The following is a 24,075-nucleotide window of genomic DNA, read 5'->3' as shown; positions in this document are numbered from 1 at the left end:
CGGCTCCCCGCGCCCGCGAGCGAGGTCAGCTCGTCAGCGCCTTCACGTGGGCCTCGCGCGACTCCGCCGTCTGCCCCTGGACCAGCAGGAACAAGGCCTCGCGGGCCAGACGTTGGGCCTTGTGGGCCGACGTCAGGGAGCGGCCCCCGCCGGCCACCACCGCCGCGGTGGTGGCCGCGCGCATGACCTCGAACGCCCGGACGCGCAGCGCCAGGCGTTCCGGCAGGTGCTGGTGCGGCGCGGGACGGTCGGCCAGGGCGTAGGCCCGGTCGCGGAGGTCGGTGAGGCGGGCGCGGAGAGGCGCGGCCGTGCCCTCGTCCAGCAGGGCGAGGGCCGCGTCGGTGACGCCGAACACCGCCGGTGAGGCGTTCACCGTCCTCGCCCGGTCCGCCGCCGCCCACTCCTCGTACGGGCACCGCAGGACCACGTCCTCCTCGGGCAGCCACAGGCCGTCCAGCTCCAGCGAGACCGTGCGGCACGCGGTGAGCGCCGCGAGCCGCATCGGCGGCGACGCGCGCAGGCCCGGCTGCTCCCGTGCCCGCGTGAAGGAGAAGAGCGCCTCACCGGCCTCGGTGACCCCGGCGAGCAGCATCACGTCGTTCAGGCCCCACCCGGTGTACCAGGGCACCGTCCCGTCGAACCGCCGGCCGCCGCGCTCGCGGGTGACCCGGACCGGGGTCCGCGGATGGGCCCGCAGGTGGGCGTACGCCACCCCGGACAGCAGCTCGCCGCGCGCCAGCGGGCCCAGCAGCCGCTCCCGTACGGGCCCCTCGCTCCTGGCCAGCGTCGTCACGGGCGTGTGGTGCTGCGTCTGCACGAACCAGGTCGAGCAGCAGGCCCCGGCCAGGATCTCCGCGGTGTCCCGCGCGACGGCCGGGGACGTCCCGCCGTACTCCGGGGGCGCGCTCACCGCGAGCAGCCCCGATCGTCCGATCGCCTCGATGTGGCTCGCGGGCACGCCTTCCTGGTCGACCCGTTCGGCGTTCGGCGCGAGCAGGTCGTCCGCCAGCCGGCGGGCGCGGACGACGAGAGGGTGGGGCGTGGTGGTCATGCGGAGGATTCTCCCGATCCCGTCGTGCGCGATGTCGGCCCGGGGGGCCGCGCAGGCCCAGGACCCGGCCGCCCGGCCCCCGGCGGAAGGCGCCTGCCTCGAACGACGCCCGCAGGAGCTCGTCCGGCGGGCCGAGGCGAGCGCGCGACGCAGTCACCCGGAGCCGGGAATCCGTTCGGGTCCACGAGCCAGGCGCCCGGCGGCCGGCCGGACCCCGTATCTCCCGCGCTCGGCACGAGTCGACTGGTCTACACCCTTGACTGGTACAGACCAAAGGAGTTGAGTGTGCGCCACACCCCCCACCACGGCCGCGCCCACGCCGTGGCCGGTCCGCCGGCCCGTGCGCACAAGGCCCGGCTTCGCCCTGCCCTTGCCCGGGTGCGGCCGTGCTCAGCAAAGGAGTTGATCCTGTGTCGAGACGCCGTATCTCCGCCGTGGTCACCGCTCTCGTCCTCGGCGCGGCCGTGCCGGTCGTCCTGCCGGCCGCGCCCGCGTCGGCCGCCGCGTGCTCCAGCTATCCGAGCTGGGTGGCGGGACGGTCGTACGTCACCGGCGACATCGTGCGCTACACCGACGGCAGGGCCTACATCGCCGAACACGACAACCCGGGCTACGACCCGACGATCAGCACCTGGTACTGGGAGCCCTACGCCTGCGACAACGGCCCCGGCACGCCCGTCGGCACCTTCGTGGTGAGCGAGGCCCAGTTCAACCAGATGTTCCCGGGCCGCAACTCCTTCTACACCTACAGCGGCCTCACCGCCGCACTGCGCGCCTACCCCGGCTTCGCCGACACCGGAAGCGACACGGTGAAGAAGCAGGAGGCGGCCGCCTTCCTCGCCAACGTCAGCCACGAGACCGGCGGCCTGGTGCACGTGGTCGAGCAGAACACCGCCAACTACCCGCACTACTGCGACTGGAGCCGGCCCTACGGCTGTCCCGCCGGGCAGGCCGCGTACTACGGGCGCGGCCCGATCCAGCTCAGCTGGAACTTCAACTACAAGGCCGCGGGCGACGCGCTCGGCATCGACCTCCTGGGCAACCCCTGGCTGGTGCAGAACGACGCGGCCGTCGCCTGGAAGACGGCCCTGTGGTACTGGAACACCCAGTCCGGTCCCGGCACCATGACCCCGCACAACGCCATGGTGAACGGCGCCGGCTTCGGCCAGACCATCCGCAGCATCAACGGCTCCCTGGAGTGCGACGGCAAGAACCCGGCGCAGGTGCAGAGCCGGGTCACCAAGTACCAGCAGTTCGCGCAGATCCTCGGGGTGTCCCCGGGCGGCAACCTGTACTGCTGAGCGCTCGCCCGGAAGTCCGCGACGTGAGTACGGCGGCGTGGCGGAGGTGTGCCAGACTCCGCCGATGACCTCCGCAACGATCACCGCGGACGCCGCGGGCACCTGGCAACTCGGCGACCGCACCGTCAACCGCGTCGGCTTCGGCGCGATGCGGTTGACGGGCAGCGCCGCCTTCCACCTCGGAGCGCCGAGCGACCGGGACCGCTCGATCGCCGTGCTGCGCAGGGCGATCGAGCTCGGCGTGAACCACATCGACACCGCCGCCTTCTACTTCTCCGCCCTGCGTTCCGCCAACGAACTCATCAACAGCGCGCTGTCCCCGTACGCCGACGACCTGGTCGTCGTCACCAAGGTCGGCCCGTTCCGCACGTACTCGGGGGAGTGGGGCACCTCGGCCCGCCCCGACGACCTGCGCGGCCACGTCGAGGAGAACCTGCGCCAGCTCGGCCGCGACCACATCGATGTCGTCAACCTGCGCCGGATGCGGCAGGACTCGATCGCCGAGCACTTCGGCGCCCTCGCCGAACTGCGTGACGAGGGCATGGTCCGGCACCTCGGCCTCTCCGACGTCGAGCCCCGCCACCTCGCCGAGGCGCAGGCCATCGCACCGGTGGTGTGTGTGCAGAACCGGTTCGGCCTCGGCCTCCACGACCCCGCCACCGACGAACTGCTGCGCGTCTGCGGCGAACAGGGCATCGCCTTCGTGCCGTTCTTCGCCATCGCCGGGGAAGGCGCCTCCCAGGGGGCGACCAGCACCCACGACGACGAGGTGCTCGCCGTCGCCGAGGCCCACGACGCGACCCCCGCCCAGGTCCGGCTCGCCTGGACCCTGCACCAGGGCCCGCACGTCCTGGCGATCCCCGGCACCGGCAACCCCGGCCACCTCGTGGAGAACGTGGCCGCGGGCGCCCTGCGCCTCACCGACGACGAACTGGACACGCTCGACGCGCTGCACCGCACGGCCGGTTGACGCGGCGGCCGAGCTTGTCCGGCCGCCGCGACTGCGAAAGTGTGAAGACCCGCGACCGATCGACGGAGAGAGAATCCCCGGCATGGCTGTCATCCACCACACCACCCTCAAGCCGACCAAGCTCGACCTGCTCACCGCCTGGCTGCCCACCCGCCCCTGGTACGCCGGCGGTCCGGGCGAGCCCCGGCTGTCCAAGGCGGGCGGCTTCCGGCTGGACGATCCGCAGGGCGAGGTCGGCATCGAGTTCATGGTGGCCACCGACACCTCCGGCCCCCAGCCGGTCACCTACCTGGTGCCGCTGACCTACCGCGCCGCCCCCCTGGAGGGGGCCGAGCACGCCCTCGTCGGCACCATGGAGCACGGGGTGCTGGGGCCCCGCTGGGCCTACGACGGCTGCCAGGACCCGGTGCTCGTCGCCCAGCTGGTCGCCCTCATCGAGGGCCGCGCCCAGGCCCAGGCGCAGAGCGTCAGCGCCACCCCGGACCAGGACGTCACCCACTCCTACGCGGACGACGCCCTCCTTCCCTCCGGCGTGCTCACCACCGCCACCGACGACGAGGAGGGCACCGAACTGCCCCTCGCGCAGGGCACGACGCTGCGCCTGCACCGGATCCTGCACGCCACCCCGGAGGACGCGCCCCTCGTCCCGCCGGGCGCGACCGGCCACGTCGCCGGAGCCTGGGACGGTCCGGACGGGACCCGCGAGCGGGGCCTGTTCGCCGTCCTGCGCTCCGGGCCCCGCCCCTAGAAGCGGGTCAGCCCAGCCGTGCGTGCAGGAACGGCACCGTGCTCTGCCAGGCCCGGGCGGCCGACTCGGCGTGGTAGACCGGGCGGCCGTCGTTGAAGAAGGCGTGGTCGGCCGGGTAGCGGCGGAAGTCCGGGGTGACGCCCGACTGCCGCTCGATCGCCTCGGCCAGCCGGTCGACGGTCTCCGCCGGGATGCTCTGGTCGAGCTCCCCGAAGTGCCCGAGGACCTGCGCCTGGAGCCCCGAGAAGTCGGGCAGCTCACCCTGCACGACACCGTAGAACGGCACGGCGGCGCTCACCCGGGGGTCGGCCGCGGCCAGGTACAGCACGAAACCGCCGCCCATGCAGAAGCCGACCGCGCCCACCGTGTCCGAGGTGACCTCGGGCAGCGACAGCAGGTGGTCGACGGCGCCGGAGAGCAGCTCGACCCCGCGCGGGACCGGGAGGGCCCGCATCATCCGCAGGGCCTCCTGGCTGTCGTGCGCCACACTGCCGCCGTAGAGGTCGGGAGCGAGGGCGACGAACCCCTCCCGCGCGAGCCGGTCTGCCACGTCCGCGATGTGGTCGGTCAGGCCCCACCACTCCTGGATGACGATCACGCCCGGTCCGCTCCCGGACGGCGGCAGCGCCAGGTAGCCGTGCGCGGTGCTCCCGCCACTGGGGAAGGTGACGTTCTGACGGGCCGGGGCACCGGTCGACTTCGGCAGTTCGGTCATGACACTCGACTCCTGGGCGGCAGTGCGTGATCGGGCTGCCGGGGTCGGCGACCCCGACGTGATCACCAGCCTGTCATGCCCGGAACGGCCCTCTCCCACCCCCCTCCCGGACTGAGTGGCGCGGGCCGGGTTTTACGTATAACCTCACCCGTCGATCCCCCGCTCCGAAAGGTCCCGATGAGACGCGTCGCCGTGGTCACCCTTGTCGTCGACGACTACGACGAGGCGATCCGCTTCTACACCGAGGCCCTCGGTTTCCGCCTCGTCGAGGACACCCCGCGTCCGGACGGCTCCCGCTGGGTCGTGGTACGCCCGGGCCCCCGGCAGGACGCCACCGACCTGCTGCTGGCCCGCGCCAAGGACGAGGAGCAGCGCGCCCGCGTCGGCGACCAGACCGGCGGGCGGGTCGGTTTCTTCCTGCACACCGACGACTTCGCCCGCGACCACGCCCGCATGCTCGCCGCGGGCGTGACCTTCCTGGAGGAGCCGCGCCACGAGCCGTACGGCTCGGTCGCCGTCTTCCAGGACCTGTACGGAAACCGCTGGGACCTGCTCCAGCCCACGGTCGCGACGCCCGGCACGCCCTCTCGCCGCACCGGAGGAAAGCCCTGGTAGCTCCGCTACGAGGACTTCCCGCCGCACCGGAGGAAAGTCCTGGTAGCTCCGCTACGAGGACTTCCCTCCGACACGCCGAGAGCACGCACCGAACGCCGCCCCCCTGACCCACCCCCGAGGACCTCGCACATGACCGCGCCCCGCATCGCCACCGACACCCTCCGCCGGCTGCCCAAGGCCGTGCTGCACGACCACCTCGACGGCGCCCTGCGCCCCGCCACCCTGGTGGAGCTCGCGGACGCGGCCGGCCACCACCTGCCCACCACCGACCCGGACGCCCTCGCGGCCTGGTACGTCGAGGCCGCAGGCTCCGGGGACCTGGTGCGCTACATAGGCACCTTCGAGCACACCCTCGCCGTGCTCCAGACCCGCGAGGGCCTGCTGCGCGCCGCCGAGGAGTACGTCCTGGACCTCGCCGCCGACGGTGTGGTGTACGGCGAGGTGCGCTACGCGCCCGAGCTGATGCTGAAGGGCGGGCTGACCCTGCCCGAGGTCGTCGAGACCGTCCAGGAGGGGCTGGCCGCGGGCATGGCGAAGGCGGCCGCCGCGGGCACCTCGGTGCGGGTCGGCACGCTGCTGTGCGGGATGCGGATGTTCGACCGGACCAGGGAGATCGCCGGTCTGGCCGTCGCCTTCCGGGACGCCGGTGTCGTCGGCTTCGACATCGCGGGCGCCGAGGACGGCTTCCCGCCCGCCGACCACCTGGCCGCCTTCGCGTACCTGCGCCGCGAGAACGTCCCGTTCACCATCCACGCCGGCGAGGCGCACGGCCTGCCCAGCATCCACCAGGCGCTCCAGGTGTGCGGCGCCCAGCGCATCGGGCACGGCGTCCGCATCACCGACGACATCCCCGACCTGGCGGCGGGCAAGCTCGGCCGCCTCGCGGGCTGGGTCCGCGACCGCCGGATCGCCCTGGAGATGTGCCCGACCTCGAACCTTCAGACCGGCGCCGCCGGCTCGATCGCCGGGCACCCGATCACCGCGCTGAAGGATCTCGGCTTCCGGGTGACCCTCAACACCGACAACCGTCTGGTGTCGGGCACCACGATGACCCGGGAGATGTCCCTGCTGGTGGAGCAGGCGGGCTGGACGGCCGAGGACCTGCGCACGGTCACGGTGAACGCCCTGAAGAGCGCGTTCGTCCCGTTCGACGAGCGCGAGGCCCTCATCGCGGACGTCGTCCTGCCGGGCTACGAGGCGGTGCTCGCCGGCAGCCCGCGGACGTAGGCGGCCTGCCCGACGTGCTGGAGATCGTCGGACAGCACGCTGACCAGGCGTACGGCCAGGGTGACCGGCGGATCCCAGCGCTCGTCCACGATCCGCTCGAAGTCCTTGGCGGCCAGTCCGCGCAGGTACCCGAGCGTCTGCTCGTGCACGGCGTCGTAGTACCCGGTCAGCAGGTCACCGGAGTCGACCCGGACCTTGGCGACCTGCGCGGGGCTGTGCCCGTAGCCGGTGTCATGGCGGGACAGGCCGAGACCGAACCGTTTCTCCCAGCCCTGGGAGAGCCAGACCTGGTCGAGCCCCGCGGCGTCGGCCACGTGGTCGTCCTGGACCCGCGTGAGGTGCCAGACCAGCCAGGCGACGGAGTTGGTGCCGGCCGCGGGCCGGGCGTTGAGCTCGTCCGCGCCCAGACCGTCGACGACGGCGTGGACCTCTTCCTGGATGCGGCTGTACGCGTCGATGAGGATGTCCTTGGCATGCATACGGTCCAGCCTCGCGCATTCCGCCGTCTCACGCGTCCGCCGGCTCCAGAAGGGTCATCAGCGCGCGGGCGGCGGGACTGGCCGCCTGCGGGGGCGGCAGCAGCGCGACCGTCTCGTACATCGTGTCGTCGGTGCCCTTCAGCGGGAGGGCGGTGAGGGCCTGCCGCTTGTGCCGGAAGTGGCGGGGCACGACGGCGACGCCCAGGTTCTCGTCCACCAGGTCGAGCAGGCTGTGCACGTCGTTCACCTCCAGCGCCACAGTCCGCCGCACGCCCGCCGCGGCGAACGCCGCGTCGGTGATCCGGCGCGGCCCCCAGTCCGGATGGAAGTCGACGAACACCTCACCGCCGATCTCCTCCGGCGTCACCGCGGCACCGACGGCCGCGAGCCGGTGGTCGGGATGGCACAGCACGGTCATCGGCTCACTCGTCAGCGCCACCGACCGCAACTGGTCGGTGTCCCCCTGGGTGCGCACCGCGAACGCCAGGTCGAGGCGGCCCGCGGCGACCTCCTCGGCGAGCGCGGCGGCGCCCGCCTGCCGCAGCCGGATCTCCACGTCCGGGTGATGCCGCCGGAAGACCGCCAGCAGCCGTGCCACCTGCACCCCCGCGATGCACTGCTCGGTGCCGAGGGCGAGGGTGCCGCGCAGCACGCCCTGCACAGCGGCGACGGCCTCGTGCGCCGACCGCACCTGCGCCAGGATCCGCTCGGCCTCGCCCAGCAGCGCCCGTCCGGCCTCGGTGAGCGTCACCCGGCGGGTCGTCCGCACGAACAGAGGGGTCTGGAGCTCCCGCTCCAGCGCGCGGATGGAGGCCGACAGGCCGGACTGGGACACCAGCAGCCGCTCGGCGGCCCGGGTGAAATGCTGGTCCTCGGCGACCGCGACGAAGTGCTGGAGATGGCGCAGTTCCATGATTGAGAAGCCTATCCGCTGAATTCCATCGGATTCTCCTGTTGGACCACTGCGCCCAGGTCGCGAAAGAGTGGGCACGGTTCCCAAGGGAACCACGTTCCACCGTGCCAACCCCTCTGGAGTCGCGTTGTACACCGCACACCCCGACCGCTACGCGGACATGCCCTACCGGCGCACCGGACGCAGCGGCCTGAAGCTGCCCGCGCTGTCGCTCGGCCTGTGGCACAACTTCGGGCCGGCGGACCGCTCGGTCGAGCACCAGCGGGCCATCCTGCGGCGCGCCTTCGACCTGGGCGTCACCCACTTCGACCTGGCCAACAACTACGGCCCGCCGCCCGGGGCCGCCGAGTCCGCGCTCGGCGAGGCGCTGAGGGCGGACTTCGCGCCGTACCGCGACGAGCTGGTCATCTCCACCAAGGCCGGCTACCTGATGTGGCCCGGCCCGTACGGCGAGTGGGGTTCGCGCAAGTACGTGCTGTCCTCGCTGGACCAGAGCCTGAAGCGGATGGGCCTGGACTACGTCGACATCTTCTACTCGCACCGCCCCGACCCGGAGACTCCGCTGGAGGAGACCATGGGGGCGCTGCACTCGGCGGTGCGGCGGGGCAAGGCGCTGTACGTCGGCATCTCCAACTACTCGGCCGAGCAGACCCGCGAGGCCGCCCGCATCCTGGGTGAGCTGGGCACCCCCCTGCTGATCCACCAGCCGCGCTACTCCATGCTCGACCGCCGCCCCGAGGACGGGGGCCTGCTGGACGCGCTGGACGAGCTCCAGGTCGGCTCCATCGTCTTCTCCCCGCTGGAGCAGGGCCTGCTCACCGGCCGCTACCTCGACGGCATCCCCGAGGACTCGCGGGCGGCGAGCGACAGCCCGTTCCTGAACTCGGACGCGGTCACCGAGGACCTGGTGGGCCGGCTGCGCGCCCTCGACGAGATCGCCAAGTCCCGTGGTCAGACGCTGGCCCAGCTTGCCCTGGCCTGGGTGCTGCGCGGCGGCCGGGTGACCTCCGCCCTGGTCGGCGCGAGCAGCCCGCAGCAGCTGGAGGACAGCGTCGGCGCCATCCGCAACCTGGACTTCGACGCGGACGAACTGGCGAGGATCGACGCCATCGTGCGGGTCTGAGCCGTGGCACGGCCCGCACGGCCTCCGGCACCGCCGCGGCGGCCCCCGGCCGGGCGATGACGGCTCGGCCGTGACCGCTCAGCCCAGGCGCTCCTCGAGCCGCACGGTCACCGTGTCCCCCGCCTCCTTCCCGATGGCCCGGCGCACCTCTGCCTTCACGGGCAGCATGTGGGTGCCGTCGCCGAGCGCCATGAAGGAGCTCTGGAAGGGGTGCCCGTCGATCGTCCCGCGGACCTTGACCAGTCCGCGGGTGCCGAAGAAGGCGACGGAGGAGGGCCAGCGGACACACGTCCAGCTGCCCTTCTCCGGGCTTCTGCTCAGCTCGGCGGTGAACTGCGCGTCCACTTTTCCGGTCGTGCCCATGGCGTCCTCCGCTGCTGCCGGTGGCCTCCCGCCCGGGAGGCTCTGTTCAGGAGACCGCCGGCGGCGGGAGAACTCATCGGTGGCGACGCCGTCACGCTCCGCCGGGCATCCGGTCCACGAAGCCGAGCACGGCCTCGACGCGGCCGTCCGCGTCCAGGGTGATCACGTCGGAGCCGGCCACGGGCGCCGAGCCGTCGGCCTCGCTCACCAGCTCCCAGGAGAAGCGCGCCGTGTGGTGGTGTCCGTCCACCGCGCCGGTCAGCCGGAAGGCGAAGCCCGGGAACTGCTCGTGGGCCCCCGCGATCACCGCCGCGATCTGCTCGTGCCCGCGGGCGTCGGAGAAGGGGTCGGTGTAGGACCCGTCGGTGGTCCAGACGGCGGCGACCGCCTTGGCCCGGGCCTCGGGCTCCCGCTCGTTCCAGGCCTCGAAGTAGCGGGCGACGGCGTTCTCGTGTCGTTCGGTGCTCGCGGACATGGGCGATCAGCCTCCATCAGGGACGTACGCGCTGGTCGGAACCCGGATCGCGGCGACGTCGACCCGGTGCCCCCACTCTGCCCGGACAGCGTCGCGCGGTCGATTACCCCTCAGGTAATGATCAGATGAGCATGTATCCGTCAGATTTCGGCCACGCGGGGTGCTGAATATGCCAGGAGACTGGCCAAAAAGACGTGGTGACAGTGTTTCGGTAGTGAACATACTCGACAGCTAGGGCACTTCACATCCAGCGAGGAAACGATCACGCACAGCGCATGAGCCGCGCACAGCAGGAGAGCCGCACCGAAAGCGAGGCCCGGCCGCCAGGTTGACGAAGCAGCGGGGAGTGGATCGTGCACGACGAATTCCTGTGCCATGTCACGGGGTACGGCACCTGCGGCGGCCGGCGCATCGGCGTACCGCTGGGAACCTACCGGGCCCCCACCCTCGCCCTCGCCCTGTGGTGGCTGCGCGACCGCGCCTCCTGGATGGCCGACCGCCTCGACCCCCGGCCGGAGTTCGAGCACTTACCGTCCGGCGCGCTCGTCCCGGTCTCCGGCACCGTGCCCGACGTGCCCGCCGTCCTGCGGGGCTGGTGCTCCGATCCCGCCCAGCAGACCCTGGTGGCCGACGAGTTGGCCGCCGGCCGGCTGGTGCGGATCGCCGCCTACGACGACACCACCGAGTACGAGCTGCTGGCCGAGTCGGTGGACGCCCTGCGCATGCAGCGGACCGCGGCGGCACTGTTCACGCCCGTCGCCTGAGGCGCCGGTCCGGCAATCGGTGCATCAGGCGCATACACGTCCGAATCGGTAGACTTCTGGCATGGTGGAGCGACCGGGCGCACCGACGCCGCCCGAACTCGTCCTGGAGACCGAGACCGGCTCCACGGTGATGAGTCCGGGCCACGACTACCACGTCGGACGCGACCCGTTGAGCGACATCGTCATCGACGATGCCCGGGTCTCCTGGCACCACGCGGTGCTGCGGCCCGAGGACGGCCACTGGACCCTCGCGGACGAGCACAGCACCAACGGCACCTACGCCGACGGCCGCCGCGTCCAGGAGCGGGGAGTGGGCCCCGGCAGCGTCATCCGCTTCGGCAACCCCTCCGACGGCCCGTGCGCCGTCCTGGTCGGCCTTCCCGAACCCGTCGCCGAGCGTCCGTCGGCCGTCTCCATGCCCGCGCTCACCGGCACCTTCCGGCAGCCCACCACGGTGCGGCCGCTGCCCGCACGCACCGTCCGCATCGGCCGCGCCGACGACAACGACCTGGTCATCGACGACCTGGTCGTCTCCCGCCGGCACGCCGAACTGCGCGCCCTGCCGGACGGGACGTACGAGATCGCCGACCTCGGCAGTCACAACGGCACGTTCCTCAACGGCCTGGCGATCACCCGCGCCCCGATCGGCCCCGGTGACGTCGTCGGCATCGGACACTCGGCGTTCAGCCTGGTCGGCGACCAGTTGCAGGAGTACGTCGACACCGGCGAGGTCTCGCTCGACGTGCAGGACCTCACGGTCGCCGTCGACCGCGGCCGCAGGACCCTGCTCGACCACGTGTCGTTCCCGGTGGGGGAGAAGTGCCTGCTCGCGGTCGTCGGCCCGAGCGGCGCCGGCAAGTCCACGCTGCTCAACGCCCTCACCGGCCAGCGCCCCGCCGACCACGGCACCGTCCTGTACGACGGCCGTGACCTCTACCGCGACTACGCCGAGCTGCGCCAGCGCATCGGCCTGGTCCCGCAGGAGGACATCCTGCACTCCCAGCTGACCGTCCACAGCGCCCTCGCCTACGCCGCCGAACTGCGCTTCCCGCAGGACACCGCCAAGGCCGAGCGCCGGGCCAGGGTCGACGAGGTCATCCGGGAACTCGGCCTGGAACAGCGCGCCCGGCAGCCCGTGCACAGCCTCTCGGGCGGGCAGCGCAAGCGGGTCAGCGTGGCCCTCGAACTGCTGACCAAGCCCTCCCTGCTCTTCCTGGACGAGCCCACCTCCGGCCTCGACCCGGGCATGGACCGCTCGGTGATGCACATGCTGCGCGGCCTCGCCGACGACGGCCGCACGGTCATCGTCGTCACCCACAGCGTCCTGAGCCTCGACGTCTGCGACCGGCTCCTCGTCCTCGCACCCGGCGGGAAGATCGCCTACTACGGCCCGCCCGAGGACGCCCTCGCCTTCTTCGGCTTCGCCGAGTGGCCGGAGGCCTTCGAGGCCTTCGAGCGGGACCGCGATCGCGACTGGGCCGGGGAGTTCCGCACCTCCTCTATCCAGCGCCGGTACGTCGCGGACGCCAGCGCGCAGCCCCGGCAGCCGCGCGAGGGACCCGTCGTCATCACGCCCCCGGCCAGGCCCCGCAGCCGCGGCGCCCAGCTCGGCACCCTGGTGCGCCGGTACACGGCCGCCCTGAGCGCGGACCGCACCTTCCTCGCCATCATGATCGCCCTGCCGTTCGTGATGGGCGCCATGGGCCGGGCCCTGGCGGGCAGCAAGCTGACCCAGGAAACAGCCATGAACGCGCTGCTGATCCTGTGCGTCGGGGGAGTCCTCACCGGCGCGGCCAACGCCGTCCGCGAACTCGTCAAGGAACGCGTGATCTACCAGCGCGAGCGGGCCGTGGGCCTGTCCAGATCGGCGTACCTGATGTCCAAGGTCGTCGTGCTCGGGACCATCACCGTGCTGCAGGCCGTGGTCCTGACCCTGGTGGCGCTGCTCGGCGTCGACCTCGACGCACCCGGCGGCGAAGGCGTGGTGATGCCACCCCTTGCCGAGATCACCGTCGCCGTCGCCCTGCTGGCGTTCACCGCGATGATGCTCGGCCTGCTGGTCTCCGCGCTGGTGCGCAAGGAGGAGGTGACGATGCCGCTGCTGGTGCTCCTGGCCATCGTCCAGGTCGTCTTCTGCGGCGCCCTGCTGAAGCTCGACGGCGTGCCCGGCCTGGAGCAGCTGTCCTGGCTGGTTCCCTCGCGGTGGGCGCTCGGCGCGATGGCCGGCACCATCGGCCTGGCCCGGATCGTGCCGGGTGAGCTGACCGCCGATCCGCTCTTCCGGCACTCGGCCGGGGTGTGGCTGCTCAACGTGGCCATGCTGATCGTGCTGTCGGCCGCCTTCGGGTACATCGTCACCCGGCTGCTGCGCCGGCACGAACCCGCCGTGATGCGGAAGTAGGGAAGGGCCCGCGATGACGACTCCCGGCTTCCGGCCCACCCACGTCGTCCCCCAGCACGGCATGCCCGCCTGGGAGGCGCCCGACCCCGTCCGGCCCACCGTGGCCCTCGACCCGCTGCTGCCGGTCCAGCTCGCCGAGCGGCGCGGCGACTGGGCACACGTCCTGTGCGCCAACGGCTGGTCCGCCTGGGTGGACGGCCGCCACCTGATCGCCGTACCCCAGGACCCGCCGCTCACCGACGGCCCGCTCACCCAGGCCGCCGACCCCCGCCCGCTGCTCGCCCGCGCCGAGCACACCCTGGCCCGCTACCGGGCCGCCGTCGGGGAACTGGCGGCCGGCACCCTGGAGGGCGAGGCCTTCCGCAGCCGCACCCGGGGACTGCGGCTCGGGGTCGTCGTGGACGGGGAGTCCATGTGGCTCTACGACACCGCCCAGAACCGATGGGTGTACGCGGACGGCAGGCGCGTGAGCACCTACGCCGTCGAGGGCGAGCCCCGGGCCGCGGTGACTCCCGGCCACCCGCCCACCCAGGTCGTGACACCCGATGGCGCGTGAGACGAGCCTCTTCTCCGGCCGCCCCTCCGAACTGGTCGGGCAGCAGATCGCGAGCTACCGCATCGAGCAGGAGATCGGGCGCGGCGGCATGGCCGTCGTCTACCGGGCCCGGGATCTGCGCCTGGACCGGACCGTCGCGCTCAAGCTGCTCGCCCCCGAACTCGCCCGCAACGACACCTTCCGCCGCCGCTTCACCCACGAGTCCCATGTGGCCGCCGCCATCGACCACCCGCACATCGTGCCGGTCTTCGAGGCCGGCGAGACGGACGGCGTCCTGTACATCGCCATGCGCTACGTCCCCGGCAGCGACCTGCGCCATCTGCTGGACCGTGACGGGCCCCTGCCGCTCGCGACCGCGGTCCGGATCGCCGCCCAGGTCGGGTCCGCGCTGGACGCGGCCCACGAGCACGGGCTGGTCCACCGGGACGTGAAACCCGGCAACATCCTGGTCGCCCGGGGCACCGACAGCGACCACCCCGAGCACGTCTACCTCACCGACTTCGGTCTGACGAAGAAGTCCCTGTCCCTGACCGGCTTCACCACGGTCGGCCAGTTCGTCGGCACCCTCGACTACGTCGCCCCCGAACAGATCTCCGGCCGCCCCGTCGACGGCCGCTGCGACGTCTACGGCTTCGCCTGCGTCGTCTACGAGACCCTGGCGGGCCGCCCGCCCTTCCGCCGCGACGACGACATGGCCCTGCTGTGGGCCCACCAGTACGACGAGCCGCCCCCGCTGACCGAGACGCGACCCGGCCTCGCCCCGCACCTGGACGCCGTGTTCGTCAAGGCGCTGGCCAAGAGCCCCGACGACCGGTTCGACTCCTGCCTCGCGTTCGTCCGCGCGCTGCGCGGCGCACCGGCGGGCGGCCGCCCGCCGACGGCCGTCGACCTCGGTGCCGTGGAGCCGGAGCACGGTCGGCCGAAGCCCCCGCCACGGTGGGCCGAGCCGGTCTTCGGGACGGGATAGGTCCTGCGTCCGCCCTGTCCGAGGCCGCAACGGCACCGCGGTGTGGCGCGAGGCGCCGGCCGTCGGCGACCCGTACACGGGTCCGCTTGACTCACGGACCCGTGCGAGCCGTCCACCATGACCCCCGACCCGCGGGGCCCGCCGTCACGGTGCTCCGTCCTGCCCGGCCACGCCCCGCCGCCGGACCGGTCGGGCCAGCAGGGCGCCGAGGAAGCCGGTGACCAGCCCCCACAGCACCGCCAGTCCGAGCGCCGCCCCCAGCTCGGGCCGCAGGAACAGCTCGCCGGCGAGGCCGCCGCCCAGGTCGCCGATGCCCAGCACGGACAGGCCGTAGCGGGCGGAGATCCGGCCGACGAGGCAGATCATGAGCACCGTCAGCGCGAGGGCGACCGCCATGTGCAGGGCGTGCTGCCAGGCACGGGTGCGGGCCGGCGAACGGGCCGCCATCACGAACGCGGCGGCCAGCAGCAACACCGCGTCCACGACCACCAGCAACCACACCCTGCCGTCGTGCTCGGCGATCGTGCCCAGGTTCAGCGCCGCGGTGTCCCGGCCGCGCAGCACCTCGTCGAGCACCTGCGGCATCGGCAGCCCGAAGGGTCCCTCCACCCGGCCGTTCCAGGTGGCGCCGAGACCGACGGTGAACGTGAGCCAGACCAGGTTCGGCATGCCCAGCAGGATCAGCGCGAACGTCTGCGCCGCGTGGCCCCGGGTCGCCGCGACGACGAGCCCGACGACGACGCCGAGGGCCACGGACGAGAGCAGCAGCACGACCATGGCGTACGCGGCCGGCCGCACCGACTCCTGGAAGCGCAGCAGCCGGGGCGGCAGAGCGGCGCCGCGCGACACCAGCAGCGCCAGCACCAGCACACCGGCCAGCCACAGCAGGCCGAAGACGAGGGTCAGCGGCACGTCCGTGGTGAAGCCCACCTTCGGTGCGACGCCGAACAGGTCACCGACGTCGCCGAGCGTGTCGTCCAGGGAGATCGAGAAGGTCTGGCGGGCGGCGTAGGCCGACACGAGCAGCGCGAGCAGCCACAGCGCGGCGATCCTGGCGGCCCAGCCGGCCAGCTCCCGCGCTCCGGCGACCGCCCGGTGCCGCAGCGGACGCAGGAAGCCCGCGCCGAGCACCAGCGCGCCCGCGAGCGTGACGGACAGCGGGATCACGGTGAGCCCCGCCCGGGTGTCGGCGAGCGCGCCGGCGCTCCCGGACAGCTCGATCGTGCCGCCGACGGCCGTCACGACGGTCGCGACGACCACCCGGGGGAACGCGTTGTCCGGGAGGTCGGCGGCACCGGCCGCCCACAGTCCCAGCGCGGCGACCACCCCCATCACCAGCAGCGTGACCAGCACCGTGGCCACTGCCTGCACCCAGCCGTGGCGGGCGACGACTGCCTGGTCGAGGGGGGTTCGCTGACTCACGCTGCCACGCTAAGCAGCCGTGGGACGGGGCGCCCGCCGGGAGGGCCGTCCGCGTCGGCTTGCGGGCGGCACGCCAGCGGAGCACACAATGGAACAGAGCGGAAACAAGCGGCACAACGTGACGAAAGCCGCTGAGTCCCGCGTCGGGAAGAAGGGCTCGTGAGCGTCGAACCACCGTCCTCCGGCCGGCCCACAGGACCGCCCTCCGGTCCGCTGTCGGGTCCCTCGCAGCCCCCGTCGGGCCCCCCGTCGCAGCCCCCGGGCAGCGACGGAGCGCACGCCCCGGAACCCCGTGGGCCCTGGTGGCGCTCGGTGCCCCGCGTCGCCGTGCTCGCGACGGTCGTGGTGGCCGCCGTGGTCCTCGCGGTCGTCTTCACCCGCTCCGGCGGCGGCGGCTCGGCCCAGGGCGGCGAGGTCTTCCTCCAGGCCGCCGGCAAGACCGGCCCCGACCCGTTCACGGAGTCGACGGCCGAGGACAGTTCCGCTCCGCCGGTCCCCACCTCCCCCTCCGCCGTGTCCGCCCCGCCGAACGCGGTGCGGGGCGTCGAGGGCGGTGCGCCCGGCCTCTACGGCGGCACCCGCAAGGTCTCCAGCTGCGACGTGGAGCAGCAGGTCACGGCCCTGGAGGCGGACCCGGCGAAGAACAGGGCGTTCGCCTCGGTCGCCGGCGTCGGCCCCTCCGAGGTCCCCGGCTATCTCCGCTCCCTCACGCCCGTCCAGCTGCGCATGGACACCCGCGTCACCAACCACGGCTACCGCGACGGGAACGCCACCGCCTACCAGGCCGTTCTCCAGACCGGCACCGCCGTCCTCGTGGACGGCCGGGGCGTGCCCCGCGTGCGCTGCGCCTGCGGCAACCCGCTCACCACGCCCATCGCCCAGCAGACCACGCCCCGGCACACCGGCGACTCCTGGCCGTCGTACCACCCGTCGAACGTGGTCGTCGTCACGCCCGCGCCGCAGGTGGTCGACGTCTTCGTGCTCTACGACCCCGACCACGACGACTGGGTCGCCCGCCACCGCGGGGACACCGGGCAGAAGGACAAGAAGACCAAGCCGCCCGCCCGCCAGCCCACACCCTCGGTGAGTGTGGTCACGCCGGTCCCGCCCGGTTCTCCGTCGCCCTGCGTGTCCAAGTCCAGCGCCGCACCGGGCACCCCCATCGGTCCGGCGAGCCCTTGCCCGCCGACGTCCGACGACCCGTCCTCCCCGCCCGAGGATGCCGAGGAGTCCTCCTCCGAGCCGCCCGCCGACCGGTCGGACTCCGAACCGCCCGCCTCCGAGCCGCCCGCCTCCGAGCCGCCCGCTTCGGAGCCGCCCGCCTCCGAGCCCCCGACCAGCGAGCCGCCGTCGTCCCCCTCCTCCGCTCCCCAGCTCCCGCCCTCCTCCGGCACGGCGACCATGCCCCTCGTGCCGAGCACGACCCTCACCGGCGACCCGGCGTAAGCGCCATTACGGGCACGCGGGGACTGCGACGCCCGGCTCGGGGTACGAGCACTGGTGCAGCAGCGTCCGGCCAGTCCGGCTTCCGAGAGAGAAACGCATGATCGAGCACCTGGACGGGGCAGTGATACCGACTGGTTTCGACGTGCCCGTGGAACCGCTACGGCGGGCGGCACACTACACCGGCGAACCGGGATGCATAGCCGATGCGCGGGCCTTCACGGCCAACTTCCTGGAGCAGCTCAGGAAGGAGTGGTGCGCCGACGTGGGGCGTCGCACCGAGGGTGAGGTGCTGCTGGTGGTGAGCGAGCTGGTCACCAACGCCGACCGGCACAGCAAGGGCCCGTACATCCTGGAGCTGGAGGGTACGGGCACGTCGGTGGCGGTGGTCGTCTACGACAGCAGCGTCGCCCTGCCCCGGCGGTTCCCGAAGGACCCCGAGCGCATCGGCCGGCACGGACTGGAGATCGTGCACGCGGTGGCCGCGGAGATCGCCGTTGAACGGGTCCCGGTGGGCAAGCGCGTACGCGCCGTCGTCAGCCTCAGCCCGCAGTGACACGCCCCGCCTGCTGAGCCACGCCCCCGTACCTGCCACGGGTGCCACCCCCGACATCCGTGGGGCGGCACCCGTTCGTTCTCCGGAGCCCGGTGGTGCTTCCGGTCAGGTCAGGCGCAGCCGAGTTCGCCCAGCATGCCCTGGCGCAGGCGGGTGATGATCCGCTTGATCAGACGGGACACGTGCATCTGCGAGCAGCCGAGACGCTCGCCGATCTCCGCCTGGGTGGCCTCCTCCACGAACCGCATGTGGATGATCTGCCGGTCGCGTTCACTCAGCTCGGCCATGAGCGGGGCGAGGGACTGGAAGTCCTCCACGAGCCGCAGCCCGTCCTCCTCGACGCCGATGAAGTCGGCGAGGACCGCCTCGCCGCCCTCGGGGCCGTCACCGGTGAGCGCGGCGTCCAGCGAGGAGGAGTTGTAGCCGTTGGAGGCGATCTGGGCCTCGACGACCTCGCTCTCCGAGATGTTCATCAGCGTGGCGAGCTCGGCCACGGTCGGGTCGCGGTCCAGGCGGCTGGCGAGCTCCTCCCGGGCCTTGGCGAGTTCCACGCGCAGCTCCTGCAGCCGTCGCGGCACGTGCACGGCCCAGGTGGTGTCACGGAAGAACCGCTTGATCTCGCCGACGATGTACGGCAGCGCGAACGAGGTGAACTCGACCTCGCGGGCCAGCTCGAAGCGGTCGATGGCCTTGATCAGGCCGATCATCCCGGTCTGGACGATGTCCTCCATGTCGTCGCCGCGGCCCCGGAACCGGCCGGCCGCGAAGCGCACGAGGGACATGTTCATCTCGATGAGGGTGTTGCGCGCGTACTGGTACTCGTGCGTGCCCTCTTCGAGCTCCGTCAGGCGCCTGAAGAACTGGCGGGACAGCTCCCGCGCGTCGCGCGGGGCCACGGTCCGCGGGTCCTCGACTCCAGGCAGCGGTCCGTCACCCGTCGTCCTGACCCCGGCGGTCTGCGTCCCGACCTGTCCCTCCGACCGGATCACGGCGGTGTCCATTACCTCTCCCACGAAAGTCACGGCTCGACGTCTGCCTCTCGGCCTGGGGTGTTCCGGGCCCTGATTCGGGCCTCGCGGCCTGCGGGTACCCCGATCGCGCCGACGTATGCACGCCGTTGCGCAAAACAACTGTTTCAGGTGGTTCCGGCATGCGCATACCCGGGGTGTGACGGCACATGCCCGCGCCGTGGCCGGGTGGCGGAAAATCGGCGGCCCGCACCGCCGCCGCGTGGGACGGTGTCCGCGGCTCACACCCTGGTGGCGATGATCAGTTCGTGGAGGTAGCGCTTGGTGACGCTGCCGCCGTGCCGCGTCTCGATCAGCTCCCGGACGCAGCTCAGCAGGCCGCGCCGGGCGGTCTCGCCGAGCGCCCGGTGGCCCGAATAGGTCAGCAGTACGTCGATGTACTGGTCGGCGGAGTAGGTGATGTCCTGGGTGTACCGGGTCACCACCACGTGCTCGAACCGTCCCGAGCGCTCCAACTCGCCGGTGTCCGTGGCGACGACGGACGCGTCCTCCAGCCGCAGCCCGGGCGGCGTGGCCGGATCCCAGCGCTCGTAGCAGCGCTGGGCCCGGGCGAAGAAGTCGATGCTGCCGCCCGCCACGTGCTCGGTGGTGACGCGCGCGAACCGGCCGCCCGGGCGCAGCGCGTCCGCCGTCCTCACCACCCGCACGGCCGGGTCCAGCCAGTGGAACGCGGTCGCGCACACCACCAGGTCGAACGGCTCGCGCGGCAGCGGCCAGCGCTCGAAGTCCGCCGTCTCCACGGACACATGGGGAAACTCCCGCAGCCGCCGCCGGGCCACGTCCGCCAACGCGGGACCCAGTTCCACGGCGGTGATCCGGCAGCCGAACGCGGCCAGCGGAGCGGTGAGCTGCCCCGTGCCGGGGGCCACCTCCAGCACCCGGCGGTGCGGCCCGAGGTCCGCGACGCGCGCCAACTCCTCGACCAGGGCGCGCGGGTAGCGGGGCCGCACGCGGTCGTACAACTCCGCGACCTCGTCGAACGTCTCGCGCATGATGCTGTCCCCAGCCCTCGCGGCCCTGATCCCGACCCCGGTCGCCGTCCTGATTCCACCCAGGGCGGAATGCCGGCCTCTTCCCCTGGAGCTCAGGAATCCTAGTCTGAAGAGGTGAGCAACCAAGCGCCGAACCAAGCCCGCGTCATCCCCCTGCGCCCGCCCGCCGGGCGCCCGGGGACCGCCCGCCCAGTGTCCGAACGCACCGCGTCCTCCCCGCCCCGCCAGGGGCCGCCGGCCCCCGCTCCCCTGGAACGCCGCGCGCCGAAGGAGCCCCTCTGGCGCGACCTGGTCGGCGACGCCCTGCGCCGCGAACGCCTCGCCCAGGACCGCACGCTCAAGGACGTCGCGGACGCGGCCCGGATCTCCATGCCGTACCTCTCCGAGGTCGAGCGGGGCCGCAAGGAGGCGTCCTCCGAGGTCCTCGCGGCCGCCGCCCACGCCCTCGGCCTGGGCCTCGGCGACCTGCTGTCGCTGGCGCAGGGCGAACTCATCCGCCAGTCCCAGTCCCAGGCCGGCCGGAGCCGGGGCCGCTCCACGGCGCCGTACAACGGGCTCTGCCTGGCCGCCTGACCGGAGCGGCCGCACGAGGGACCGCGGGGGAACCGGCCGGCCGGCGCCTCAGACCGTCACGAGGCGCCGGCTCAGCACCTCGTCCGCCAGCCCGTACGCCACCGCCTCCTCGGCGGTGAACACCTTGTCGCGGTCCATGTCCGCGCGCAGGGTCGCCACGTCGTGATGCGTGTGCCGCGCCAGCACCTCCTCCACCTGGGCGCGGATGCGCACCATCTCCTTGGCCTGGAGCGCGAGATCGGAGACCGTGCCCCGCTGTCCGCCGCTGGCCGGCTGCCCGAGCAGCACGCGCGCGTGCTCCAGCACGACGCGGTGCCCGGGGTCGCCGCCGGCCAGCAGCACGGCCGCCGTGGAGGCCGCCTGGCCCACGCAGACGGTGGAGATGGGCGCCTGCACGAACGTCATCGTGTCGTAGATCGCCATCAGCGAAGTGAAGGAACCCCCGGGCGAGTTGATGTAGATCGCGATCTCGTTCTCGGGGGCCGCCGACTCCAGGTGCAGGAGTTGCGCGATGACGACGTTCGCCACGCCGTCGTCGATCTCGGTGCCGAGGAAGATGATCCGCTCGGACAGCAGCCGGCTGAACACGTCGTAGGACCGTTCGCCCTGCGCGGTCCGCTCGACCACGTTCGGAATCGTGTACGTCCCCATGTCAGAGCCCCATCCGTCGCTTCGAGGCGGCCGGGCGGACGTCGGTCAGCGCCTCGACGACCCGGTCCACCATGCCGTACTCCCTGGCCTCCTCGGCGGTGAACCAGCGGTCGCGGTCACCGTCCCGGGAGATGGTCTCCGGGCTCTGGCCGGTGTGCTCCGCGGTGATCCGCTCGATGCTCCGCTTCAGCTGCTCCAGGTTCTCCGCCTGGATCTCGATGTCCGCGGTGGTGCCGCCGATGCCCGCCGACGGCTGGTGCATCATGATCCGGGCGTTGGGCAGCGCGTAGCGCTTGCCGGGCGTGCCGACGCTGAGCAGGAACTGGCCCATGCTCGCGGCGAACCCCATGGCGAGCGTGGACACGTCGTTCGGGATCAGCCGCATCGTGTCGTAGATCGCGAGGCCCGCGTGCACCGAACCGCCCGGGCTGTTGATGTACAGGCTGATGTCGGTGCGCGCGTCCTCCGCGGACAGGATCAGCAACTGGGCGCAGACCCGGTTGGCGGAGACCTCGTCGACCTGTGTGCCCAGCAGGACGATCCGCTGCCCGAGCAACTGGGCGGCCAGATGGTCGTCGAACCGCGTCGCGGGGGTGTCGCCCTCCTCGGCGCGAGGCAGCAGGGCCGGTCCCGGACCGGCGGTGAATGGAGACATCGGCACTCCTTGGTCTTCGTCGAGCGGACGAGTCCGACCGGGACGCGGTGCGCGTCGCGGTGATCTCCACTGTGGGCCGGGGCCGGGGCCCGCCGGGGATTTCTCTGCCCGCCGCAGATTCGCCGAGGGCAGAGCGACGCCCGGCGAGCCCGGCCGCCCGCGACGCGCGCCCGCCCGGCTCGGCCACGGGGACCGGCGGACGGCCGACCGATGAGTTCGGCGGTGCCGAGCGGTCGACACGGATGACAGCGTTCGATGCCCGCCCGCAGGAGGACTCATGACCACCGACGGATTCACCACGTGCCTCTGGTTCGACGGCCAGGCCGAGGAGGCCGCCCACTACTACGTGTCGGTCTTCGAGAACTCCGGCATCGGCAAGGTCGTCCGGCACACCGAGGCCGGCCCCGGCCCCGCCGGCTCCGTACTGACCGTGGACTTCACGGCCAACGGCCAGAAGTTCGTCGCGCTGAACGGCGGCCCGCAGTTCAGGTTCACCGAGGCGGTCTCCTTCCAGATCTCCTGCGCGGACCAGGACGAGGTCGACCACTACTGGACCAGGCTCACCGAGGGCGGCGGCGAGCCCGGCCCGTGCGGCTGGCTGAAGGACAAGTACGGCGTCTCCTGGCAGGTCGTCCCCGACCGTCTGATCGAGCTGATCTCCGACCCGGACGAGGAGAAGGCCGGCCGCGCGGTCAAGGCCATGCTGACCATGGGAAAGATCGACATCGCCGCCGTGGAGGAGGCGGCCGCGGGTGGGTGACGCCGCGGCACGGGGACGGCCACGATCCGGCACCGGACCCCGGCCGGTCCCCGGGCTGTCCCGCCTCGGCCAGGATCTCCGCGATCACGTGCCGGGGCGCCTCGGCGACCGGCGGATCGGTGTGCCAGTACGGCAGCGCGACGAGCGCGATCGACAGCGCGCCCAGCGGATCCCGGCGCAGGGTGCCGACGAACGCCGCGATGTGCTCGGCGAGCAGCCCCGGTTCCTCCAGGGCGTCGACGACCGGATGACGACCGTCCAGCCACCGGTACACCGACCACGGCCACGGGAACCCCGCGCCGGGACCGCCCCGGGCGAGCGGCACGCCGTCGGTCATGGCCCGTCGCCGACGGCCCGCTCCTCGACGACCCGGGTGATCTCGCGGGCGATGCGCAGGATGCCGGGGGAGCGGACCGGGCAGGGCCGGGGCGTGGGCGTGGTCGGTGCCAGACAGAAGTGCAGGGGGTCCTTGTCGAGGTGCAGGGCGGTGCGGCCGCGGTCCGGCTGGGTGCAGTACTCGGGGTGGTCGCGCTCGTGGGCGGTGCACGGCAGGTACTGGACCCAGGTCTGGCGGGCTCCGGCGGGGCTCACGGTCTTCCCCGCGTCGGCGACCAGGTCACCGGAGGCCGACGCCTGCCGCTGGTAGAGCTCGTTCACCCGCCGGACCCGGTCGGGGGTGATCGGATCCGGGCCCTGTGACACCCACACGATCCGCGGACGCTTCGCTCCGCCCGCCGCGGCGATCTGCTCGGTGAGCCGCTTCACGTCGGCGGCGTACCGCGTGACGTACTCGCTGCGGGAGTCCGTGTACGTGATGCCGTCCATGCACCAGGTGTAGTCCCACGCGTTGCCCCAGAACTGCAGGACCACGATGTCCGGACGCAGCGAGCGGACCAGGGCGGCCGCCTTGTCCCGGTCCGGCACCAGGGAGCGCGCCCCGGTGCCCTCCAGGTAGTCGCACACCGTGGTCCCGGAGTAGGGAGCGCTGGTGTACCGGGCGCCGAGGTCCCGCCGTAACTCCTGCCCGAGCACCTGCTGGCTCTCCGTCGCCAGCGAGTCGCCCAGGTACAGCACGCTGGGTGGCGGCCCGCCGGGGCGCGCGGTGGCCGGCGGGGAGGCCCGCCGGGTGGCGGCCGGCCTCCCGTTCTCGGTCGTGTCCGACGCACCCGCCACGTCCGGGGAGGGGGGCGGGGCCTCCGGGTCCGACGCCGGGTCCGTGCACGCGCCCAGCAGCAGCCCGGCGAGCAGCATTCCCACGATCCGCGCCCTGCGCATGCGACCACTCCCGCCCCGGCGACCGAAACGGCCCCAGGCAAGCACAGCCGGG

Annotated in this window: 27 protein-coding genes; 14 read left to right on the top strand and 13 right to left on the bottom strand. The window is 72.9% G+C overall.

Features of this window, described 5'->3' with window-relative positions; all coding sequences use genetic code 11:
* Positions 1 to 25: 25 nt before the first annotated feature.
* The gene (locus QQS16_RS04955) at positions 26 to 1,051 is read right to left on the bottom strand and encodes an acyl-CoA dehydrogenase family protein (protein ID WP_286060386.1); all 1,026 of its coding nucleotides are present in this window, start codon (positions 1,049 to 1,051) and stop codon (positions 26 to 28) included.
* Positions 1,052 to 1,461: 410 nt separating this feature from the next.
* Between QQS16_RS04955 and QQS16_RS04950 the strand changes: the two genes are divergently transcribed.
* The 3 genes from QQS16_RS04950 (at position 1,462) to QQS16_RS04940 (ending at position 4,070) form a co-directional block, all read left to right on the top strand.
* Positions 1,462 to 2,352: a glycoside hydrolase family 19 protein gene (locus tag QQS16_RS04950; RefSeq protein WP_286060385.1), complete on the top strand. Its 891-nt coding sequence runs from the start codon at positions 1,462 to 1,464 to the stop codon at positions 2,350 to 2,352.
* A 64-nt stretch (positions 2,353 to 2,416) separates the two neighbouring features.
* Entirely contained in the window at positions 2,417 to 3,322 is a 906-nt protein-coding gene (locus QQS16_RS04945) for an oxidoreductase (protein WP_286060384.1), read from the top strand.
* Between the two features lie 82 nt (positions 3,323 to 3,404).
* Positions 3,405 to 4,070 carry a maltokinase N-terminal cap-like domain-containing protein gene (locus QQS16_RS04940; protein ID WP_286060383.1) on the top strand — a complete coding sequence of 222 codons (666 nt, stop codon included), beginning with the start codon at positions 3,405 to 3,407 and terminating at the stop codon, positions 4,068 to 4,070.
* Positions 4,071 to 4,077: 7 nt separating this feature from the next.
* On the opposite strand, the gene QQS16_RS04935 is transcribed toward QQS16_RS04940, so the two are convergent.
* Positions 4,078 to 4,785, bottom strand: coding sequence for a dienelactone hydrolase family protein (locus QQS16_RS04935; protein WP_286060382.1), 708 nt, complete (start codon positions 4,783 to 4,785; stop codon positions 4,078 to 4,080).
* Between the two features lie 177 nt (positions 4,786 to 4,962).
* On the opposite strand from QQS16_RS04935, the gene QQS16_RS04930 reads away from it, so the two are divergent.
* Positions 4,963 to 5,400, top strand: a complete 438-nt coding sequence (locus QQS16_RS04930) for a VOC family protein (protein ID WP_286060381.1) — start codon at positions 4,963 to 4,965, stop codon at positions 5,398 to 5,400.
* Between the two features lie 129 nt (positions 5,401 to 5,529).
* Positions 5,530 to 6,627 (top strand): adenosine deaminase, encoded by a 1,098-nt coding sequence (locus tag QQS16_RS04925; protein ID WP_286060380.1) that lies wholly within the window; start codon positions 5,530 to 5,532, stop codon positions 6,625 to 6,627.
* Here QQS16_RS04925 and QQS16_RS04920 read toward each other — a convergent pair.
* Positions 6,591 to 7,106, bottom strand: a complete 516-nt coding sequence (locus tag QQS16_RS04920; RefSeq protein WP_286060379.1) for a mycothiol transferase — start codon at positions 7,104 to 7,106, stop codon at positions 6,591 to 6,593. The genes QQS16_RS04925 and QQS16_RS04920 overlap by 37 nt on opposite strands.
* Positions 7,107 to 7,134: 28 nt before the next feature.
* On the bottom strand, positions 7,135 to 8,019 hold the full coding sequence (locus QQS16_RS04915; protein ID WP_286060378.1) for a LysR substrate-binding domain-containing protein: 885 nt from the start codon (positions 8,017 to 8,019) through the stop codon (positions 7,135 to 7,137).
* Positions 8,020 to 8,146: 127 nt separating this feature from the next.
* On the opposite strand from QQS16_RS04915, the gene mgrA reads away from it, so the two are divergent.
* Positions 8,147 to 9,142 carry an L-glyceraldehyde 3-phosphate reductase gene (gene mgrA / locus QQS16_RS04910; protein WP_286060377.1) on the top strand — a complete coding sequence of 332 codons (996 nt, stop codon included), beginning with the start codon at positions 8,147 to 8,149 and terminating at the stop codon, positions 9,140 to 9,142.
* A gap of 78 nt (positions 9,143 to 9,220) precedes the next feature.
* On the opposite strand, the gene QQS16_RS04905 is transcribed toward mgrA, so the two are convergent.
* A complete protein-coding gene (locus tag QQS16_RS04905) occupies positions 9,221 to 9,505 on the bottom strand; it encodes a DUF1905 domain-containing protein (protein ID WP_286060376.1) in 285 nt (94 codons plus the stop codon).
* 91 nt (positions 9,506 to 9,596) lie between these two features.
* Entirely contained in the window at positions 9,597 to 9,980 is a 384-nt protein-coding gene (locus QQS16_RS04900; RefSeq protein ID WP_286060375.1) for a nuclear transport factor 2 family protein, read from the bottom strand.
* 353 nt (positions 9,981 to 10,333) lie between these two features.
* Between QQS16_RS04900 and QQS16_RS04895 the strand changes: the two genes are divergently transcribed.
* The 4 genes from QQS16_RS04895 (at position 10,334) to QQS16_RS04880 (ending at position 14,668) form a co-directional block, all read left to right on the top strand.
* Positions 10,334 to 10,744, top strand: a complete 411-nt coding sequence (locus QQS16_RS04895; protein WP_286060374.1) for a hypothetical protein — start codon at positions 10,334 to 10,336, stop codon at positions 10,742 to 10,744.
* A gap of 61 nt (positions 10,745 to 10,805) precedes the next feature.
* Positions 10,806 to 13,145, top strand: coding sequence for an ABC transporter ATP-binding protein/permease (locus QQS16_RS04890; RefSeq protein ID WP_286060373.1), 2,340 nt, complete (start codon positions 10,806 to 10,808; stop codon positions 13,143 to 13,145).
* Between the two features lie 13 nt (positions 13,146 to 13,158).
* Positions 13,159 to 13,701: a hypothetical protein gene (locus tag QQS16_RS04885; protein WP_286060372.1), complete on the top strand. Its 543-nt coding sequence runs from the start codon at positions 13,159 to 13,161 to the stop codon at positions 13,699 to 13,701.
* Complete coding sequence (locus QQS16_RS04880; RefSeq protein WP_286060371.1) at positions 13,691 to 14,668, top strand: serine/threonine-protein kinase; 978 nt, start codon at positions 13,691 to 13,693, stop codon at positions 14,666 to 14,668. The genes QQS16_RS04885 and QQS16_RS04880 overlap by 11 nt, the downstream gene beginning before the upstream one ends.
* A gap of 144 nt (positions 14,669 to 14,812) precedes the next feature.
* On the opposite strand, the gene QQS16_RS04875 is transcribed toward QQS16_RS04880, so the two are convergent.
* Positions 14,813 to 16,090: a streptophobe family protein gene (locus QQS16_RS04875; protein ID WP_286060370.1), complete on the bottom strand. Its 1,278-nt coding sequence runs from the start codon at positions 16,088 to 16,090 to the stop codon at positions 14,813 to 14,815.
* Positions 16,091 to 16,249: 159 nt separating this feature from the next.
* On the opposite strand from QQS16_RS04875, the gene QQS16_RS04870 reads away from it, so the two are divergent.
* Together QQS16_RS04870 and QQS16_RS04865 are read left to right on the top strand one after the other, a co-directional pair.
* Positions 16,250 to 17,536 carry a DUF6777 domain-containing protein gene (locus tag QQS16_RS04870; protein ID WP_286060369.1) on the top strand — a complete coding sequence of 429 codons (1,287 nt, stop codon included), beginning with the start codon at positions 16,250 to 16,252 and terminating at the stop codon, positions 17,534 to 17,536.
* A 97-nt stretch (positions 17,537 to 17,633) separates the two neighbouring features.
* Positions 17,634 to 18,089: an ATP-binding protein gene (locus QQS16_RS04865; RefSeq protein ID WP_286060368.1), complete on the top strand. Its 456-nt coding sequence runs from the start codon at positions 17,634 to 17,636 to the stop codon at positions 18,087 to 18,089.
* Between the two features lie 110 nt (positions 18,090 to 18,199).
* On the opposite strand, the gene QQS16_RS04860 is transcribed toward QQS16_RS04865, so the two are convergent.
* Together QQS16_RS04860 and QQS16_RS04855 are read right to left on the bottom strand one after the other, a co-directional pair.
* On the bottom strand, positions 18,200 to 19,090 hold the full coding sequence (locus QQS16_RS04860; RefSeq protein ID WP_286060367.1) for an RNA polymerase sigma factor SigF: 891 nt from the start codon (positions 19,088 to 19,090) through the stop codon (positions 18,200 to 18,202).
* A gap of 248 nt (positions 19,091 to 19,338) precedes the next feature.
* Positions 19,339 to 20,112 carry a class I SAM-dependent methyltransferase gene (locus QQS16_RS04855; RefSeq protein ID WP_286066229.1) on the bottom strand — a complete coding sequence of 258 codons (774 nt, stop codon included), beginning with the start codon at positions 20,110 to 20,112 and terminating at the stop codon, positions 19,339 to 19,341.
* Positions 20,113 to 20,223: 111 nt separating this feature from the next.
* Between QQS16_RS04855 and QQS16_RS04850 the strand changes: the two genes are divergently transcribed.
* Positions 20,224 to 20,682, top strand: coding sequence for a helix-turn-helix domain-containing protein (locus tag QQS16_RS04850; RefSeq protein ID WP_286060366.1), 459 nt, complete (start codon positions 20,224 to 20,226; stop codon positions 20,680 to 20,682).
* A 48-nt stretch (positions 20,683 to 20,730) separates the two neighbouring features.
* On the opposite strand, the gene QQS16_RS04845 is transcribed toward QQS16_RS04850, so the two are convergent.
* Both QQS16_RS04845 and QQS16_RS04840 read right to left on the bottom strand, forming a co-directional pair.
* Entirely contained in the window at positions 20,731 to 21,333 is a 603-nt protein-coding gene (locus QQS16_RS04845) for a ClpP family protease (protein WP_286060365.1), read from the bottom strand.
* A gap of 1 nt (position 21,334) precedes the next feature.
* Positions 21,335 to 21,988, bottom strand: coding sequence for an ATP-dependent Clp protease proteolytic subunit (locus QQS16_RS04840; RefSeq protein WP_286060364.1), 654 nt, complete (start codon positions 21,986 to 21,988; stop codon positions 21,335 to 21,337).
* A gap of 277 nt (positions 21,989 to 22,265) precedes the next feature.
* Here QQS16_RS04840 and QQS16_RS04835 point away from each other — a divergent pair, with 277 nt between their 5' ends.
* Positions 22,266 to 22,748 (top strand): VOC family protein, encoded by a 483-nt coding sequence (locus QQS16_RS04835; RefSeq protein WP_286060363.1) that lies wholly within the window; start codon positions 22,266 to 22,268, stop codon positions 22,746 to 22,748.
* Here QQS16_RS04835 and QQS16_RS04830 read toward each other — a convergent pair.
* Both QQS16_RS04830 and QQS16_RS04825 read right to left on the bottom strand, forming a co-directional pair.
* On the bottom strand, positions 22,681 to 23,085 hold the full coding sequence (locus QQS16_RS04830) for a protein kinase family protein (protein WP_286060362.1): 405 nt from the start codon (positions 23,083 to 23,085) through the stop codon (positions 22,681 to 22,683). The two genes, QQS16_RS04835 and QQS16_RS04830, sit on opposite strands and share 68 nt — an antisense overlap.
* The gene (locus QQS16_RS04825; protein ID WP_286060361.1) at positions 23,082 to 24,023 is read right to left on the bottom strand and encodes an SGNH/GDSL hydrolase family protein; all 942 of its coding nucleotides are present in this window, start codon (positions 24,021 to 24,023) and stop codon (positions 23,082 to 23,084) included. Before QQS16_RS04825 ends, QQS16_RS04830 begins: the two co-directional genes overlap by 4 nt.
* Between the last annotated feature and the right edge of the window lie 52 nt (positions 24,024 to 24,075).

Origin of the sequence: Streptomyces sp. ALI-76-A, assembly GCF_030287445.1 — a bacterium.
Classification (GTDB): domain Bacteria; phylum Actinomycetota; class Actinomycetes; order Streptomycetales; family Streptomycetaceae; genus Streptomyces.
This window is presented reverse-complemented; position numbering and strand designations above follow the sequence as displayed.

What these genes read in the sequence shown, in the direction of transcription:
- QQS16_RS04955 (WP_286060386.1), bottom strand. Translation starts at nt 1,051, where the DNA reads ATGACCACCACGCCCCACCCTCTCGTCGTCCGCGCCCGCCGGCTGGCG.
- QQS16_RS04945 (WP_286060384.1), top strand. Translation starts at nt 2,417, where the DNA reads ATGACCTCCGCAACGATCACCGCGGACGCCGCGGGCACCTGGCAACTC.
- QQS16_RS04940 (WP_286060383.1), top strand. Translation starts at nt 3,405, where the DNA reads ATGGCTGTCATCCACCACACCACCCTCAAGCCGACCAAGCTCGACCTG.
- QQS16_RS04935 (WP_286060382.1), bottom strand. Translation starts at nt 4,785, where the DNA reads ATGACCGAACTGCCGAAGTCGACCGGTGCCCCGGCCCGTCAGAACGTC.
- QQS16_RS04930 (WP_286060381.1), top strand. Translation starts at nt 4,963, where the DNA reads ATGAGACGCGTCGCCGTGGTCACCCTTGTCGTCGACGACTACGACGAG.
- QQS16_RS04925 (WP_286060380.1), top strand. Translation starts at nt 5,530, where the DNA reads ATGACCGCGCCCCGCATCGCCACCGACACCCTCCGCCGGCTGCCCAAG.
- QQS16_RS04920 (WP_286060379.1), bottom strand. Translation starts at nt 7,106, where the DNA reads ATGCATGCCAAGGACATCCTCATCGACGCGTACAGCCGCATCCAGGAA.
- QQS16_RS04915 (WP_286060378.1), bottom strand. Translation starts at nt 8,019, where the DNA reads ATGGAACTGCGCCATCTCCAGCACTTCGTCGCGGTCGCCGAGGACCAG.
- QQS16_RS04905 (WP_286060376.1), bottom strand. Translation starts at nt 9,505, where the DNA reads ATGGGCACGACCGGAAAAGTGGACGCGCAGTTCACCGCCGAGCTGAGC.
- QQS16_RS04900 (WP_286060375.1), bottom strand. Translation starts at nt 9,980, where the DNA reads ATGTCCGCGAGCACCGAACGACACGAGAACGCCGTCGCCCGCTACTTC.
- QQS16_RS04890 (WP_286060373.1), top strand. Translation starts at nt 10,806, where the DNA reads ATGGTGGAGCGACCGGGCGCACCGACGCCGCCCGAACTCGTCCTGGAG.
- QQS16_RS04885 (WP_286060372.1), top strand. Translation starts at nt 13,159, where the DNA reads ATGACGACTCCCGGCTTCCGGCCCACCCACGTCGTCCCCCAGCACGGC.
- QQS16_RS04880 (WP_286060371.1), top strand. Translation starts at nt 13,691, where the DNA reads ATGGCGCGTGAGACGAGCCTCTTCTCCGGCCGCCCCTCCGAACTGGTC.
- QQS16_RS04865 (WP_286060368.1), top strand. Translation starts at nt 17,634, where the DNA reads ATGATCGAGCACCTGGACGGGGCAGTGATACCGACTGGTTTCGACGTG.
- QQS16_RS04860 (WP_286060367.1), bottom strand. Translation starts at nt 19,090, where the DNA reads ATGGACACCGCCGTGATCCGGTCGGAGGGACAGGTCGGGACGCAGACC.
- QQS16_RS04845 (WP_286060365.1), bottom strand. Translation starts at nt 21,333, where the DNA reads ATGGGGACGTACACGATTCCGAACGTGGTCGAGCGGACCGCGCAGGGC.
- QQS16_RS04840 (WP_286060364.1), bottom strand. Translation starts at nt 21,988, where the DNA reads ATGTCTCCATTCACCGCCGGTCCGGGACCGGCCCTGCTGCCTCGCGCC.
- QQS16_RS04835 (WP_286060363.1), top strand. Translation starts at nt 22,266, where the DNA reads ATGACCACCGACGGATTCACCACGTGCCTCTGGTTCGACGGCCAGGCC.
- QQS16_RS04830 (WP_286060362.1), bottom strand. Translation starts at nt 23,085, where the DNA reads ATGACCGACGGCGTGCCGCTCGCCCGGGGCGGTCCCGGCGCGGGGTTC.
- QQS16_RS04825 (WP_286060361.1), bottom strand. Translation starts at nt 24,023, where the DNA reads ATGCGCAGGGCGCGGATCGTGGGAATGCTGCTCGCCGGGCTGCTGCTG.